Here is a 13,083-nt window from a genome sequence, read left to right as displayed (position 1 = left end):
ACAGCGTGCGATCGGATGAGCAATTAGTTGCAAACGCTACTATAGCTGACCCTGTGTGAAGGCGAACGACTGCATCCACTCGTCAGTTGTAACTCGCTCGGGGCGGCAGAACAATACGATAGTTGAAAAATATAGATACATACTTTTTAATCAATATTATTGGCGTCCTTTGTGATCTTGGTGGCGTTCGTATCTAAAAACGGGTGCTATCAGCGTCTAAAAGCAGTGTAGAGGTATCAACGAGAAATACGGCCTCATCGATGTCGTGTTTCTCGAGGCAGATAGAGAATACGCAATAAAGAGGTCTTGTCGCCGGATACCGCTTCTTAGAAGTGATTCGTTCGAATCGCGACTAACCGTTCTGTGCACCAACAAATCAAAAATCGAAATAGTATACAAAATTTATCAATTAGGCATTGCGGCTGCTGATATCTATCGCAGGGACGCCACGAGCGAGGTGCCCATCCGTTCCGACACATCGACACGGAGCTGATAGAGACCCGCTTGTTCCTCATCAGCGGTTTCGCTTCGGACCACACGGTACTCGCGACGCATCCCGATGACTTTTGCTTCCCCCGGGAGAACCGAGTGCGTATGACTGCCGACTCGCCGCCCGACGACGGGGGAGATCCCGTCTCGGTGCTCTTTCTCGACGTGCGGAACTTCACGCTTCTCTTGGACAACTACGGCGACGACGAGATCAGCGAGATGCTCGACGAGCTCTTCGGGCACGTCCGCACCGTGGTCGAGAAACACAGCGGGGTGATCGACAAGGTCGTCGGCGACGGGATTATGGCCGTCTTTCGGGGCGATTCCCCCGGTCAGAGCGCGCTGAACGCGGCGACGGAGATCCACCGGCACACGAACGACCAGAACGGTATGGACCGTCGGTTCGGATCCGTCAACGTCGGTATCGGCATCGCGACGGGCCCGGTCAACGAGACCACGCTCGCCGACATCGATTCGACCGTCATCGGCCGCAGCGTGAACATCGCGGCCAGACTCGAAGGGCTGTGCAAGGAGTACGACGCCTCGATCCTGGCCGACGAGACCACGTACAACTCGACGTCGGTCCACGAACTCCCCGACGGCTACGTCGGGCGGCGGATCCCCGATCAGAGCCTCCGGGGAATCCGCCGGAACCTCGACGTCTTCCACCTCTGCGATACGACGAAGTTCAGCGAGAAGTACATCCACCTGTTCAACGAGGGGACGCGCGAGTTCGCCAACCAGAACTACGAGGAGGCGCTCAACGCGTTCACGCAGGCGTACACGCAGGACGAGCGCTACATGGACGGGGCGCTTCTCAACCACTTCACGAACGCCTGTCTGGAGCGGATCAACGACGACCGGGCGCTGTTCCGCAACCCCGACCGCTACGAGGAGCACTCGACGATCCAGGAACAGCAGTCGGTCCAACTCCTCGGATTCATCGAGTCGGCGACGGTGACTCGGGAGTTCGACCCCGAGCACATCCTCGACGTCGGCTGCGGCACCGGCAAGGTGACCGAGCGACTGGCCGAGCGGTACCCCGACGCGTCGGTCGTCGGGATCGACTCCTCCCGATCGGCGATCGCGAAGGCCCGGACCGAACACAGCCCCGAGCACCTCGACATCGAGTACAGCTACGAGAAGATCGAGAAGTACTGCCCGGACGAGGAGATCGGCCGCTACGACCTGATCTTCTCGAACGCGGCGATGCACTGGGTCGAGGGCCAACACGAGGCGTACGCCAACCTCCGGAAGCTTATCGACTCCGACGGGCTCTTGGCCGTCCACCAGGGTCACGAGGGCACCTACAAGGAACTCCACCAGGTCGCGGTCGAGGTGCTCGACGACTTCGACTACGACGCCTACTTCGAGAACCTCAATCCGCCGCTGGATCTCATCTACTACAACACCGACGAGATGGGGGACTTACTGGAGGGGCACGGGTTCGATCCCATCCGGATGAAAGACGACAACGACACCGCCCCCGACACCATCGTCGACGACTTCGCGGAGGCGAGTCTGAACGCCTACTGCGAACGCCTGCAGAGCGAGTCCCAGCGGGAGATCTTCCGCGAGCAGTTCAAGCAGCGCGCGCGAAAGCAACTCGACCCCACCGACGTCACAGTCCACCGGATATACGTGATCGCGGCTCCAACCGAGGCGTAACGATGACGACTGTCGAATACGTGGCCGATCCGCGCGAGTACGCCGACGAGATCCGGCGGCTGCTCGCGGCCGCCGAGGACGAGTTCGTGCCGCCGCTCTCGGCCCGCCAGGGAACGACCCAGACCGACGGCCTCGACGAACAGCGGAACGACGCGCTCGACGAGTACTTCGAGCAGTGCATCGACCAGTCGTTCGTCCTCGCGTACGACGGCGAGGACGTCCTGGGATTCCTCTCGTTCCGTCCCGGCTACGCCATCGACGAACTCGGCGCGTACACGCCCTCCGACTACGTCTCGACGATCATCGTCGACCCCGCACACCGACGTGAGGGCTACGCTCGGAGACTGTACCACGAACTGTTGACCGACGTCCCCGAGGACGCTCGGGAACCGTACGTGACGACCCGCACGTGGGACTCGAACGACCGCCACCTCGACCTCCTCGAGGACCTCGGGTTCGAGCTCCTCACCCGCATCGAGGACGACAGGGGCGAGGGCGTCGACACGGTGTACTACGGGATCGCCGTCGACGACTACGACGGCTCGGACCGATGACCTCCCGCCTCTTTGCCTCGGGCCGATGACCGGCGACACCGTCGCTGTCGTCTCGGATCTCCACCTCGCTCCCGAGAGCGCAGGTCCGCTGTTCGACGCCTTCGAGGCGGCCACAGAGCGGTTTCTCGCGCACGACCCCGACGAACTCGTCATCCTCGGCGACGTCGTCGCGGGGGCCGGCCCGGACGCCGACCGCCGTCTGCTCGCCCGCTTCGTCGACCGCCTCGACGACCTCCCGGTCCCCTACCGCGTCGTCCCGGGTAACCACGACGTCGACCACCTCGACCTCGAGACGTTCGAGGAACTCGTGGGGAACGACCGCTGGCGGATCGGCTCCGACGACGACCGCGTCTTCCTCGACTCCTCGGCCCCGCGACTCTCCGGGAGCCGCGGCGAGGTCGACGCCGTCCAACTCGACGCCCTGGCGGACGCCGCGGCGCGCCTCCGCGACGCCGTCGTCTTCGTCCACCACCCCGTCCACTACCGGCCCGTGGGGGACAACTACTGGTTCGGCGAACACCCCGAAGAGGCCTTCTGCGGCAACAAGCGAGACGTTCGAGCGCTTCTCGACCCCGCCTCGGACCGGATCGACGCCGTCGTGAACGGACACCTCCACGCTTGGCACTACGACGACGTCGACGGCCTCCCACACTTCACCGTCGACTCGTTCAACAAGCGCCGTAACCCGCGCGGCGAAACGGGCGCGTTCGCCGTGCTTCGAACCGGCGAGACGACCGTCTGCGAGCACCACGCGGGCGACGGGACGGAGCATCGGGTCAGACTCTCCGACTGAGCGGCGCCGCATCGGGAGTCCGCACCGAACCCCGGTTCCCGATCAACCCGACGAGTCGGACGCCGGCGGCGTGAGCGCCGACAGGTTTCGCCCCGCGGTTGAGGACTCACACACGCTCCGATCGCGCCCTTCGAAGGGAAACTGTTAGCTGGTGTCTCGACTCACTGGGGGGTATGCAACTCGACGCGCTCGCAATCGACGAGTCGGTCTCGGCGCTGTTCCCGCCGGAGCGACTGCTCGACGCCCTCCGAGACTCGCCGGTCGAAACGACCGTGATCGACGGCTCGACCGATCCGGTCGTCGACTGCGACGCGGTCGTGACGTTCCAGTACCGGGAGCGGTTTCTCGACGTCGAGTGGATCCACTCCGTTCTGGCGGGTGTCGATCGCTTTCCGCGGGACCGGCTCCGCGAGGAGGGGGTCGTCCTGACGAACAGCACCGGAATCCACGGGGACGCGATCGGCGAGACCGTCGCGGGGTACGTCCTCTCCTTCGCACGGCGCCTCCACGAACACGCGGCGAACCAACGGCGGAACCGCTGGTCACAGCCGGCCTGGGACGAGGCCTGGACGGTCGCGGGCGAACGGGCCTGCGTCGTCGGTCTCGGGAGCCTCGGACGGGGCATCGTCGACCGACTGACGGGACTCGGGCTCGACGTCGACGGTGTCCGCCGGACGCCGGTGCCCGAACCGGGCGTCGGACGGGTTTACACGCCGTCAGAGCTGGAACGAGCGGTCTCCGACGCGAAGTTCGTCGCGCTGGCGGTTCCGCTCACCGACGAGACCCGGGGGCTGATCGATGGTGACGTCCTGGCGGCGATGCGCGAGGACGCGTATCTCCTGAACGTCGCCCGCGGGGACGTCGTCGATCAGGACGCGCTGGTGACGGCGCTCGAGGAGGGTACGATCGCCGGGGCAGCGCTGGACGTTTTCGAGACGGAGCCGCTCCCCGAGTCGTCGCCGCTGTGGGAGATGGACGAGGTGATCCTCACGCCGCACGCGGGTTCGATCACGAGGGACTACTACCGGAACGTCGCCGACGTCGTTCGGGAGGGCGTCCGACGGATCCGAGCGGGTTCGGACCCCGTCAACAGGGTCCTGTGATCGCGCGCGTCGGCGCCGAGATGGACGTCGCCGGCCTTCCCGTCGCCGTTCCGATGGCAACCGAGACGCGCAGTGGACCCGACCGCCGGTCTTCGGTCCCACTGTTCTCACGACTGCACGGCGAGCGGTACGTGCACCCCGGGTGTTAGGTAAGCCTAAAAAATCGACACTCTTTTGAACGGTTACGTGGCTCTACTGGGTACGACTGCGGGCCGCACCGCCTCGGACGCGGAGCCGGGAGAGAGCCGCTGAACAGGGAGTGGTCGACTGCGACGCGAGACCGACCGCAGGTTCCCCGCGCCACGATGCGCCTGGCTGTCCGATCGGAGGTTCGATTGGAGGTTCGACCGGAATTCGACCGAATCGACGGGTTCGTGGCCGTTGTCGACGGGTAACTTACTCTGCTGACTACCGGCCAAATTATTTTGGCTAGCCTAAAAACCGGAACGGTTATGAACTTTTAGGCTAGCCTAAAATTATGGCGAGTACAGACAGAACGCGCGGTGCACCGATCGCGAAACCGGCGGGACCCGGGTCGACCGCCCTCGTCACCGACGTCGACGCGAGCCCCACGATGAGGGCGGGAACCCGGAAGCTGAACTCCGCTTCCGGGGACGAACGGCTGTCCGACCGTCGGCGGACCGTTGCCGCCACCGGCGGAGATGCCTGACTATGCGGGCGCGCACGTGGCTGATCGCCGCCCGCTACGGGGCCCCCGAGGAGTACGGGATACCGCGACTGCCCGCCTGGCGGGTGTGTCGACCCGACTGCGGCGGACTGGCGCTCGCGGACGACGACGCGGAACCGTTCATCGCCGCCGAGCGGCCGATGAAAGTACGACGGTAACCGAGACATATGGACAACGACAAAACCGAGACGACACGCGATGTATCGACCCGGAGAGACGTCGTCCGATACGGCGGCGCGATCGCCACCGGCGGGCTCTTGAGCGGCTGTGCGGGTCGGGGCGGCTCGCGGTCGGACGCCACGACCACCCGATCGACGGTGACCGGCGAGCCGACGGGGACCCAGCGCGGTACCGAACCGTACGCCGTCTCGATGGAACCGGTCGGCGAGGTGACGTTCGAGACCGCTCCAGAGCGGTGGGTCGCCTACGACGGCGGCTACGCCGATATGGCGGTCGCGCTGGGACGGGCCGACGGCCTGACCGGCATCGGCGGGGCCGACCGCTACTACACGTACGTCTACGACGAGCTCCCGGGCGTCGAGTTCGATCGGAGCGCGGTGGAGGCGCACCCGAAGGTCCGAACGAAAGAGGAGTTCTACGAACTCGACGGCGACGTCCACCTTTATGACCCACAGATGCTGATCAACTGGTTCGACTGGGACGAGGCGGACGTCGCGGAGATCTCCGAGGAGGTCGCTCCGTTCTTCGGGAACCTGATCTTCCGTCGGTCCGACGGCTGGCACGACTACCGGTACTACACGCTGTACGAAGCCTTCGAGAGGGTCGCAGCGGTGTTCCGTGAACGCGACCGCTTCGAGGCGTTCGCCGAACTCCACGACGAGTTCATCGCCGGCCTCCAGAGGCGGCTCCCCCCGGCGGACGAACGACCGAGCGTGTTCCTCACCTTCGAGGGGACCGACGAGCCGTCGACGTTCTCGCCGTACCGACTGGTCGACGGGGGGACGAGCAAGAAACAGTGGCTCGATCTCGGCATGACCGACGCCCTCGCGGGAACGGACGTCGAGAATCTCAGCACCACGAACCGCGGCGAACTCGACTACGAAAACCTGCTCGAAATCGACCCCGAAGTGATCCTCGTCCGCGGTCACGAACGGAAGACCGCTGAGGAGTTCCGAGAGACCGTGCTCGCGTATATGAGAGACCACCCCGTCGGCGGCGAACTCCGGGCGGTACGGAACGGTCGGGTCTACCGCGGTGGCTACCTCTATCAGGGGCCGATCCACAACCTCTTCTTGACCGAGCGCGCGGCGAAACAGCTCTACCCCGCCGAGTTCGGTGACGTGACCGGTGACCGGGAGCTGTTCGACCGTCAGCGGGTGGCGGACATCGTGAAGGGAGAGATCTGACCGTGCTCGACGCACCACAGTCGATACCGTGCTCGGCGGTGCGAACAGCCGCCGACGGTGCCGTCTCGGCGGACGACACCGCGTCCGTCGACGTCGTCCGCCGACGCCGTCGACCGATTCGCCACGCGGGCAGTGGCCGCCGATGATCGGCACGACGCTGCAGGACATCCGCGACCGACTCGCCGACCTCGCGAGCGAGACCGGTGAGTACTACCTCGTCTGCGCGCGCTACGGTGACCGGCCCGTACCCGCGTCCGGCCTCAGGTTCGACAGTCGCCGGACCGCCCGCGTGGCCGCTCGGATGACCGAGCAGTACCGCGCCGCGCTCCGCCGCTACGACCCGCGGCTCCCCTACCACGAGGTGGTCGTCTATCAGGACTGCCCGCCGGGGGAGACCGCTCGGCCGCGGGAACGCGGTCACTCCCGCTGTCGGGCCGATCACCCGGGAACGTGGACGCTCTCGGAGCCGGCCGTCCCTCGGCAGACCGCGAGCGACCGTCGGCTCGTCGAGTTCTGCCACCGGGTGGCGGCGTCGGTATTCGAGGCGCTCTCTGTGCGCGGTCACGAGCGGGTGGAATCGGCCGTGATGGACGCCTACCTCGAGTTCGCCGAGCGCCGTTCGACCCCCGACGGCCTCTGTCTCTGTCTGCTGGAATGTATGGCGGGCGAGATAGCCACCGGACTCCCGCCCACCGATCAGGCGGCCGTCCTTTCGGAGGCGGCGGCGCGATTGGACAGTGATGCGGACGCTCGGTGGGGCTCGGAACTGGACCCTGCCGACGCCGCGCTCTCGAGACTGCGGGCGGTCGGGATCGTCGAGAACACCCGTCACGTCGGCCCGGACGACCCCGACGCCACGGCCCATCGGATCGAACTCGCCGACTACGCGCTGTCCCGTCACGCCGACCGCCTCCCGCTGCTCCCGGTTCTCGTCGAACTCCACCGGTATGGTCGGGAGTGGCTTCCCGTCTCGGCCGCCGCGACCGGTCCGAAGCGCGAGTGGCGCATCGAACTCGTCCCCGCTGCGGAGGCGATCGCGACGGGGGATCGAGAGGCCTCGATCGCACCGGCGGTGACCTGATCCCGCGAGCCACGTCCAGTGACACGGAAGTCCCAGTACCTCCTCGCGCTGTACATCGAAGAACAGCGGTCGCCGCCGCCGGTCTCTTCGGGTCGGATCGCGGAGCGTCTCGACCGCTCGGCGTCGACGGCGACGGAGATGTTCGGGCGGCTCGAGGCGGACGGTCTCCTCACGCACGAACCGTACGCCGGCGCCACGCTCACCGAGGACGGGCGGGCACGAGCCGAAGAGCTACACGAGTCGTACGTCGCACTGTCGTGGTTCTTTCGCGTCGTCCTCGAACTGGACGACCACGAGCGGGAGGCGATGGAGATCGCCGGTCTGCTCCGCCCCGCCGTGGCCGAGCGGCTCTGCGGACTGGTGTTCGAGGACTTAGACGGCGTCGAGGCCGAGGACGTCTCCCTCCCGCGGGACGATCACCGATAGTGCTCGCCGACGCGAGTGGGCGCGGACCGGTCCCTTTTTATTTTAGGTTTGCCTAAACGAAGCTAATGTCCGTAGGCGCTCAGTCGCGTACCGACCAGGAATCGGCGGGCGAACCCGACCACTCTCCGACGATAACCGTCTGTGCAAGCGGCCCGAGTCGTTCCGTGTTCATCGAGGCCGACAACACGGACGGCTGGATCGCGAGCGATCTCACCGTCGACGTGCGTCGATAAGCGATATGACTGACACTAACACCTCAGAGACCGAACCGGCGGAGACGACCGAATCGGACGCCGACCCGGAGCCGGCGGTCGAGTCCGAACCGGACTCCGGTGCTGAATCGGCTCCGGAATCGGACCGGACGACGATCCGTCCCGGTCGGAACTTCGAGGAGGAGTACCGCCTCGACGCGAGCGAAGCGGGGGCGTTCCTGATCGCTCTCGGCGAGCAACTCCGCGACGGTGACGACCTCAGTCTCGTCACCGACGAGTGGGAACTGCCGTTCGCGTTCGGCGAACCGGCCGGTCTGGAGATCGACTACGAGGGGACGGGCGAACCAGAACTCGAAATCGAACTGGAGCTTCCCGGGCGCACCGACGAAACCGCGCCCGACGTCCGTTAGTCGATCGCTCGATCGAGGCCGAGGACGTTACTTCGTCGCCGACTCGAGGACGAGCGTGTCGTCTTCGAGGTAGTGTTCGACGTGGTGGGCGTGTTCCTCGATCGTTTCCAGCTGTTCGCGGAGCATCTGGGCGGTCGCGTGGTCACCGAGCCCGTCGGCCAGTTCGATGTGCTGGCGGTAGCTCTCGATGATGTCGCCCATCATCTCGAGGTCGTTCGAGAGCGACGTCCGGATGTCGTAGACGTCCTCGTCCTCTGGTTCGACTGTCGCGTTCTCCGCGAGCGTCGTCATACTGGCGTGCGGGACGCCGCCGAGCGCCTGCAGGCGCTCGGCCAGTTCGTCGGCGGCGTCCTCGACGTCCTCGTAGACCTCCTGGAGGAACACGTGGATGTCGAGGAACTCCGCGCCCTCGACGTTCCAGTGGTGCTTGTGGAGCTGGTGGTATAGGACGTACGCGTCCGCGAGGTCGCTGTTCAGTGCGTCGACGATCTGCTCGGCCTTCTCCGTCTCGAGGCGGAGTGCGTTCTCTTCGACCGTTCCGGCCTGCTGCTGGATCTGCTTTTCTGTGTTCATCTCGTCTCCCCCTACGTGCGCCACACACTTATAATTTATCAATAGTGGGACAACTTTTCGCACCACCTAAAAATCCGATCCATTCCGGCTGGCTTAGCTCCCGAAGAAGCTACTACACGTATTCTCCGGCGACTCCTGGTACTCCTATCTCGCACGGATTGACGAGAATACCTCAGAAAACAAACTATTGTTTTCGACGTACGACTCGACCGCGCTACTCCGCCGGCTCACTCGGATGGGGACCCCCCAGTGACCGCTGTGACGGTCTCCGCCGTGGACGTTTCCACCACGGGCGGTCACCCGCACCGCGCCACCGCCTGTGCCCGTCGCAGCGCCGACAGCGCCGACGGCGACGGTGCTGTCGGGACTGATCCGCCGGGACTGGGGTCCGCCCGTCCGGAGGCCGCGGTTCGCCGCGCGGGCGGTGAGCGGACCGCCGTCGTCGGCCACGCCGCCCGCGCTTTCCCGGGGACGATGTTGTAGCGGTCTATTTTCGGGCGTTCTCGACGCTCTCGCGGAACGCCTCCGCGCGTTCGGTCAGGACGCCGTAGTCGCCGGCTGCGACGGCCTCGCTGTCGACGAGCGAGCTCCCCACGCCGACGCCGTCGGCCCCCGCCTCGACGAACGCCTCGACGTTGTCGAGCGAGACCCCTCCGGTCGGGAGCAGCGGGAGGTGTTCGAGCGGTCCCTTCAGGCTGCCGACGTGCCCGGGGCCGAGCGTCGACGCGGGAAAGACCTTCAGGAGGTCCGCGCCCGCCTCGTACGCGTCGACCGCCTCCGTCGGCGTCATCACACCCGGCGCGACCACGGCCCCGTAGCGGTTGCAGGTGCGCACCACTTCGGCGTCGAAACTGGGCGTGACCACGAACTCCGCGCCCGCCCGCAGCGCCGCGCCCGCGGTCTCGCCGTCGAGGACGGTCCCCGCGCCGACGAGCACCTCCGAGCGATCGAAGGCCGAAGAGAGGCGGTCGATGGTGTTGAGCGCGCCGTCCGTGTCGGCCGTCACTTCGATCACGTCGACGCCGCCGTCGGCGAGGGCCGCGGCGACGTCTATCGTCTTCTCTGCCGGGACTCCGCGGAGGATCCCGACGATTCCGGTCTCGAACAGGCGATCGAGGTCTGCGTTCCGCTGTCGGCTCATACCCGGGGCTCTCGTGAGACGCTGATAAATGACCCGACGAACGACGCTTCGGTTCGCCGTCCCGTTCAGTTATGAAAAACGAGTTCGCGAAACGCACTCGCGTTCACCGATACCAAACGAACCTGCCGAAGTCACTCGGCGAGGTCGAGTTCGATCCGCTTGGCCGCGCTGAGAACCAGTCCCGGGAGGTCCTCCTCCAGGCGCTTTCCCGAGAGGCGCTCCGCGGGACCGAGCACGGCGAGCACGCCCGCGAGCTCCTCCGTCCGGTCCTCGCGCCTGATCGGTGCGGCCACCGACCGCATATCCTCGGCCAGTTCGCCCCGATCGAACGCCAACCCGCGGTCGGTGATCGACCGCAGTTCGTCCCGGAGATCGGCCCGAGACCGGATCGTCCGGTCGGTGTGGCGGTCCAGCCCGTACGCCTCGACGTACTCTTCGACGGCCTCTCGGGACCGGTAGGCGAGGATCAACTTCCCCGCGGCCGTCGCGTGCAGCGGGAGACGGTCCCCGAGCCGGACCCGCCGACCGTTCCGATCGGGGTCCTCGACCGCCGCGTGGACGGCCCGCCCGTCCTCGGCTACCACCAGCGCCGTCGATTCGCCGGTCGATTCCGCGAGTCCCCTGAGTTCGGACCGGGCCACCTCGTACAGCGGCATTCCGTCGCGGACCGACATCCCGAGGTCGAGGAACCGCAGACCGAGGCGGTACCGTCCGTCGGCGGAGATGACGACACCCAGCCGTTCGAGCGTCACGAGGTGGTTGTGCACGGACGCCTTCGACAGGTCCAACTCGTCGGCCAGTTCGGTGACGCCGGCCTCTCTGCCACCTTCCAGCGCGCGAACGATGCGACCGGACGTCCGGGTCGCACCGACTGGATACTCGGTCACGGCCGAAGGTACGTTCCGGAATCACTTAAATACTGTTCAGCATCGACAAACGATCTTTGTAAATAGTGATAAATGATGACGATTTCCGGGAAAGGCCCAAATCGGGATTAAAGCTGCGTTAGAACGTCTCTAACCGCAGTTGAGGTACTTTTCTACAGTCCGAATTTGTTCACTATGAATAAACGATTTTGTTATGAATACTCACCCACTATTCAACGAAAACACGTCTAGACGGCTTCTAACGTCGTTTTAGATACAATCATTCCAAAGATTTAAGTTAATTATTTCCTATGTTGAACGTGAGCCTCGATATGACAAATAATGATGGACGCTCGGTCGGACGGCGAACTGTTCTCAAAGGTGCTGGAATCGCGGGTCTCGCGGGACTCGCCGGGTGTGTCGGAACGGGTGACCCCGAGCCGACGGACACGACGCAATCGAGCGGTGGCAGTACCGACTCCGGCGACGCGACGTCGACGCCGCAGTCACAGCTCGCGGGGTCGGCAGAGGTCTGGGGCTGGGACGTGGCCGCGCGGGCGATGGACCTCATCGACGACCCCTACGAGGAGGCCAACGGCGGCGACGTCTCGATCAACCAGATCGGTCGCTCGGACCTGAAAGACCGGTTCAAATCGCGGCTGCTCTCGGGGACGGGCGCGCCGGCCGCCTCGATGATGGAGAGCGTCGACGCCGCTTCCTGGGTGGACACGGGCGGACTCCGCGACATTTCGGGGTGGCTCGAAGACTCGGGAATCAAGGGTGACTTCGTCGAGGGCAAGTGGGGGCCGCTCGAGAAGGACGGCGGCACGTACGCGCTCCCGTGGGACATCGGCCCCGTCGTGACCTTCTACCGCCGCAGCGTCCTGGAGGAGCACGACATCGACGTGAGCACCGTCGAAACCTGGGACCAGTACATCGAGGAGGGACAGAAACTCCCCGACGGTCAGTACCTCCTGAACCTCCCGTCGAACGACTACGACGGCCTCTGGCGGATGATGCTCCGACAGATCGGCGGGCAGCCGTTCACCGCGAACGGCGCGGTCAACGTCGCCTCGGACAAGAGCCTGCAGGTCGCCCGCATCCTCAAGGAGATCCGCGACTCGGGGATCGCCAACGACCTCGCCTCGTGGTCCTCCGGCTGGTTCACCGCGTTCGGCGACGGGACCACAGCGAGCCTCACCGCGGGCGCGTGGATGGAGGGGACGCTGAAGGCCGAACTCGGCGATACGTCCGGCGACTGGGGCGTGTTCAAGCCCCCGGCGGTCGAATCCGGGGGATCGCGAGCGACCAACTGGGGCGGCTCGAACCTGACGATCCCGGCACAGATCTCCGACGAGAAGGCGAAGCGCGCGTGGGACTTCATGAAGTACGCCCTCGGCCGCGAGGAGAGTCAGCTCACGATGTACCGCGAGTACGGCCTGTTCCCGGCGCTGGAGACGACCTACGAGTCCGAGGCCTTCGACCAACCGAACGAGTTCCTGGGCGGGCAGGAGGCGGGCCGCATCTACGCGGAGATCGCGCCCGAGATCGCGCCGTACCGGTACACGATCGACACGCCGGAGGTCACGCAGGCCATCAACTCGCACTTCCGCGACATGATGGCCGGCGACAAGACGCCCAAGGAGGCCGTCGACGCGGCCGCACAGCAGGTGGCCGACCGGACCGATCGCGACCTCGCCTGAGGACGATCG

At 65.6% G+C, this 13,083-nt stretch carries 16 protein-coding genes; 13 read left to right on the top strand and 3 right to left on the bottom strand.

Annotation, left to right across the window (positions count from 1 at the left end):
* Positions 1–594 precede the first annotated feature (594 nt).
* The 11 genes from DV707_RS14985 to DV707_RS14945 all read left to right on the top strand — a co-directional run bounded on the left by DV707_RS14985 (position 595) and on the right by DV707_RS14945 (position 8,791).
* Positions 595–2,157 carry a methyltransferase gene (locus DV707_RS14985; RefSeq protein WP_103992540.1) on the top strand — a complete coding sequence of 521 codons (1,563 nt, stop codon included), beginning with the start codon at positions 595–597 and terminating at the stop codon, positions 2,155–2,157.
* A gap of 2 nt (positions 2,158–2,159) precedes the next feature.
* Positions 2,160–2,711, top strand: a complete 552-nt coding sequence (locus DV707_RS14980; RefSeq protein WP_103992539.1) for a GNAT family N-acetyltransferase — start codon at positions 2,160–2,162, stop codon at positions 2,709–2,711.
* A 25-nt stretch (positions 2,712–2,736) separates the two neighbouring features.
* Positions 2,737–3,504, top strand: coding sequence for a metallophosphoesterase family protein (locus DV707_RS14975; protein WP_103992538.1), 768 nt, complete (start codon positions 2,737–2,739; stop codon positions 3,502–3,504).
* Between the two features lie 173 nt (positions 3,505–3,677).
* On the top strand, positions 3,678–4,607 hold the full coding sequence (gene ddh, locus DV707_RS14970) for a D-2-hydroxyacid dehydrogenase (protein WP_103992537.1): 930 nt from the start codon (positions 3,678–3,680) through the stop codon (positions 4,605–4,607).
* A gap of 478 nt (positions 4,608–5,085) precedes the next feature.
* A complete protein-coding gene (locus DV707_RS14965; protein WP_103992536.1) occupies positions 5,086–5,277 on the top strand; it encodes a hypothetical protein in 192 nt (63 codons plus the stop codon).
* Positions 5,278–5,279: 2 nt separating this feature from the next.
* Positions 5,280–5,453 (top strand): hypothetical protein, encoded by a 174-nt coding sequence (locus DV707_RS18675; RefSeq protein WP_170216871.1) that lies wholly within the window; start codon positions 5,280–5,282, stop codon positions 5,451–5,453.
* A gap of 9 nt (positions 5,454–5,462) precedes the next feature.
* Positions 5,463–6,662 carry an ABC transporter substrate-binding protein gene (locus DV707_RS14960; RefSeq protein ID WP_103992535.1) on the top strand — a complete coding sequence of 400 codons (1,200 nt, stop codon included), beginning with the start codon at positions 5,463–5,465 and terminating at the stop codon, positions 6,660–6,662.
* A 142-nt stretch (positions 6,663–6,804) separates the two neighbouring features.
* Positions 6,805–7,743, top strand: a complete 939-nt coding sequence (locus DV707_RS14955; RefSeq protein WP_103992534.1) for a DUF7551 domain-containing protein — start codon at positions 6,805–6,807, stop codon at positions 7,741–7,743.
* Positions 7,744–7,761: 18 nt separating this feature from the next.
* Positions 7,762–8,169 (top strand): metal-dependent transcriptional regulator, encoded by a 408-nt coding sequence (locus DV707_RS14950; RefSeq protein WP_103992533.1) that lies wholly within the window; start codon positions 7,762–7,764, stop codon positions 8,167–8,169.
* 65 nt (positions 8,170–8,234) lie between these two features.
* Positions 8,235–8,402 (top strand): hypothetical protein, encoded by a 168-nt coding sequence (locus DV707_RS18670; protein WP_170216870.1) that lies wholly within the window; start codon positions 8,235–8,237, stop codon positions 8,400–8,402.
* A 134-nt stretch (positions 8,403–8,536) separates the two neighbouring features.
* A complete protein-coding gene (locus DV707_RS14945) occupies positions 8,537–8,791 on the top strand; it encodes an amphi-Trp domain-containing protein (protein ID WP_235010821.1) in 255 nt (84 codons plus the stop codon).
* A 27-nt stretch (positions 8,792–8,818) separates the two neighbouring features.
* Here DV707_RS14945 and dpsA read toward each other — a convergent pair whose 3' ends face one another.
* Entirely contained in the window at positions 8,819–9,364 is a 546-nt protein-coding gene (dpsA, locus tag DV707_RS14940) for a DNA starvation/stationary phase protection protein DpsA (protein ID WP_103992531.1), read from the bottom strand.
* Positions 9,365–9,613: 249 nt separating this feature from the next.
* Here dpsA and DV707_RS14935 point away from each other — a divergent pair, with 249 nt between their 5' ends.
* Positions 9,614–9,847, top strand: coding sequence for a hypothetical protein (locus DV707_RS14935; RefSeq protein WP_136361895.1), 234 nt, complete (start codon positions 9,614–9,616; stop codon positions 9,845–9,847).
* A gap of 4 nt (positions 9,848–9,851) precedes the next feature.
* Here the strand turns inward: DV707_RS14935 and DV707_RS14930 are convergent, their stop codons facing one another.
* Together DV707_RS14930 and DV707_RS14925 are read right to left on the bottom strand one after the other, a co-directional pair.
* Entirely contained in the window at positions 9,852–10,505 is a 654-nt protein-coding gene (locus tag DV707_RS14930; RefSeq protein ID WP_103992529.1) for a bifunctional 4-hydroxy-2-oxoglutarate aldolase/2-dehydro-3-deoxy-phosphogluconate aldolase, read from the bottom strand.
* A 131-nt stretch (positions 10,506–10,636) separates the two neighbouring features.
* Positions 10,637–11,392 carry an IclR family transcriptional regulator gene (locus tag DV707_RS14925; RefSeq protein ID WP_103992528.1) on the bottom strand — a complete coding sequence of 252 codons (756 nt, stop codon included), beginning with the start codon at positions 11,390–11,392 and terminating at the stop codon, positions 10,637–10,639.
* Positions 11,393–11,703: 311 nt separating this feature from the next.
* Here DV707_RS14925 and DV707_RS14920 point away from each other — a divergent pair, with 311 nt between their 5' ends.
* Positions 11,704–13,074: an ABC transporter substrate-binding protein gene (locus tag DV707_RS14920; protein ID WP_103992527.1), complete on the top strand. Its 1,371-nt coding sequence runs from the start codon at positions 11,704–11,706 to the stop codon at positions 13,072–13,074.
* Positions 13,075–13,083 lie beyond the last annotated feature (9 nt).

Origin of the sequence: Halobellus limi (assembly GCF_004799685.1) — an archaeon.
In the GTDB taxonomy this organism is placed as follows: Archaea; Halobacteriota; Halobacteria; order Halobacteriales; family Haloferacaceae; genus Haloquadratum; species Haloquadratum limi.
Note: the sequence above shows the minus strand (reverse complement) of the source record. Positions and strands in the feature narration are given on the sequence as shown.

Excerpts from the sequence above, each read along its gene's own strand:
- DV707_RS14985 (WP_103992540.1), top strand. The coding sequence starts at position 595 with ATGACTGCCGACTCGCCGCCCGACGACGGGGGAGATCCCGTCTCGGTG.
- DV707_RS14980 (WP_103992539.1), top strand. The coding sequence starts at position 2,160 with ATGACGACTGTCGAATACGTGGCCGATCCGCGCGAGTACGCCGACGAG.
- DV707_RS14975 (WP_103992538.1), top strand. The coding sequence starts at position 2,737 with ATGACCGGCGACACCGTCGCTGTCGTCTCGGATCTCCACCTCGCTCCC.
- ddh (WP_103992537.1), top strand. The coding sequence starts at position 3,678 with ATGCAACTCGACGCGCTCGCAATCGACGAGTCGGTCTCGGCGCTGTTC.
- DV707_RS14965 (WP_103992536.1), top strand. The coding sequence starts at position 5,086 with ATGGCGAGTACAGACAGAACGCGCGGTGCACCGATCGCGAAACCGGCG.
- DV707_RS18675 (WP_170216871.1), top strand. The coding sequence starts at position 5,280 with ATGCGGGCGCGCACGTGGCTGATCGCCGCCCGCTACGGGGCCCCCGAG.
- DV707_RS14960 (WP_103992535.1), top strand. The coding sequence starts at position 5,463 with ATGGACAACGACAAAACCGAGACGACACGCGATGTATCGACCCGGAGA.
- DV707_RS14955 (WP_103992534.1), top strand. The coding sequence starts at position 6,805 with ATGATCGGCACGACGCTGCAGGACATCCGCGACCGACTCGCCGACCTC.
- DV707_RS18670 (WP_170216870.1), top strand. The coding sequence starts at position 8,235 with ATGTCCGTAGGCGCTCAGTCGCGTACCGACCAGGAATCGGCGGGCGAA.
- dpsA (WP_103992531.1), bottom strand. The coding sequence starts at position 9,364 with ATGAACACAGAAAAGCAGATCCAGCAGCAGGCCGGAACGGTCGAAGAG.
- DV707_RS14930 (WP_103992529.1), bottom strand. The coding sequence starts at position 10,505 with ATGAGCCGACAGCGGAACGCAGACCTCGATCGCCTGTTCGAGACCGGA.
- DV707_RS14920 (WP_103992527.1), top strand. The coding sequence starts at position 11,704 with ATGACAAATAATGATGGACGCTCGGTCGGACGGCGAACTGTTCTCAAA.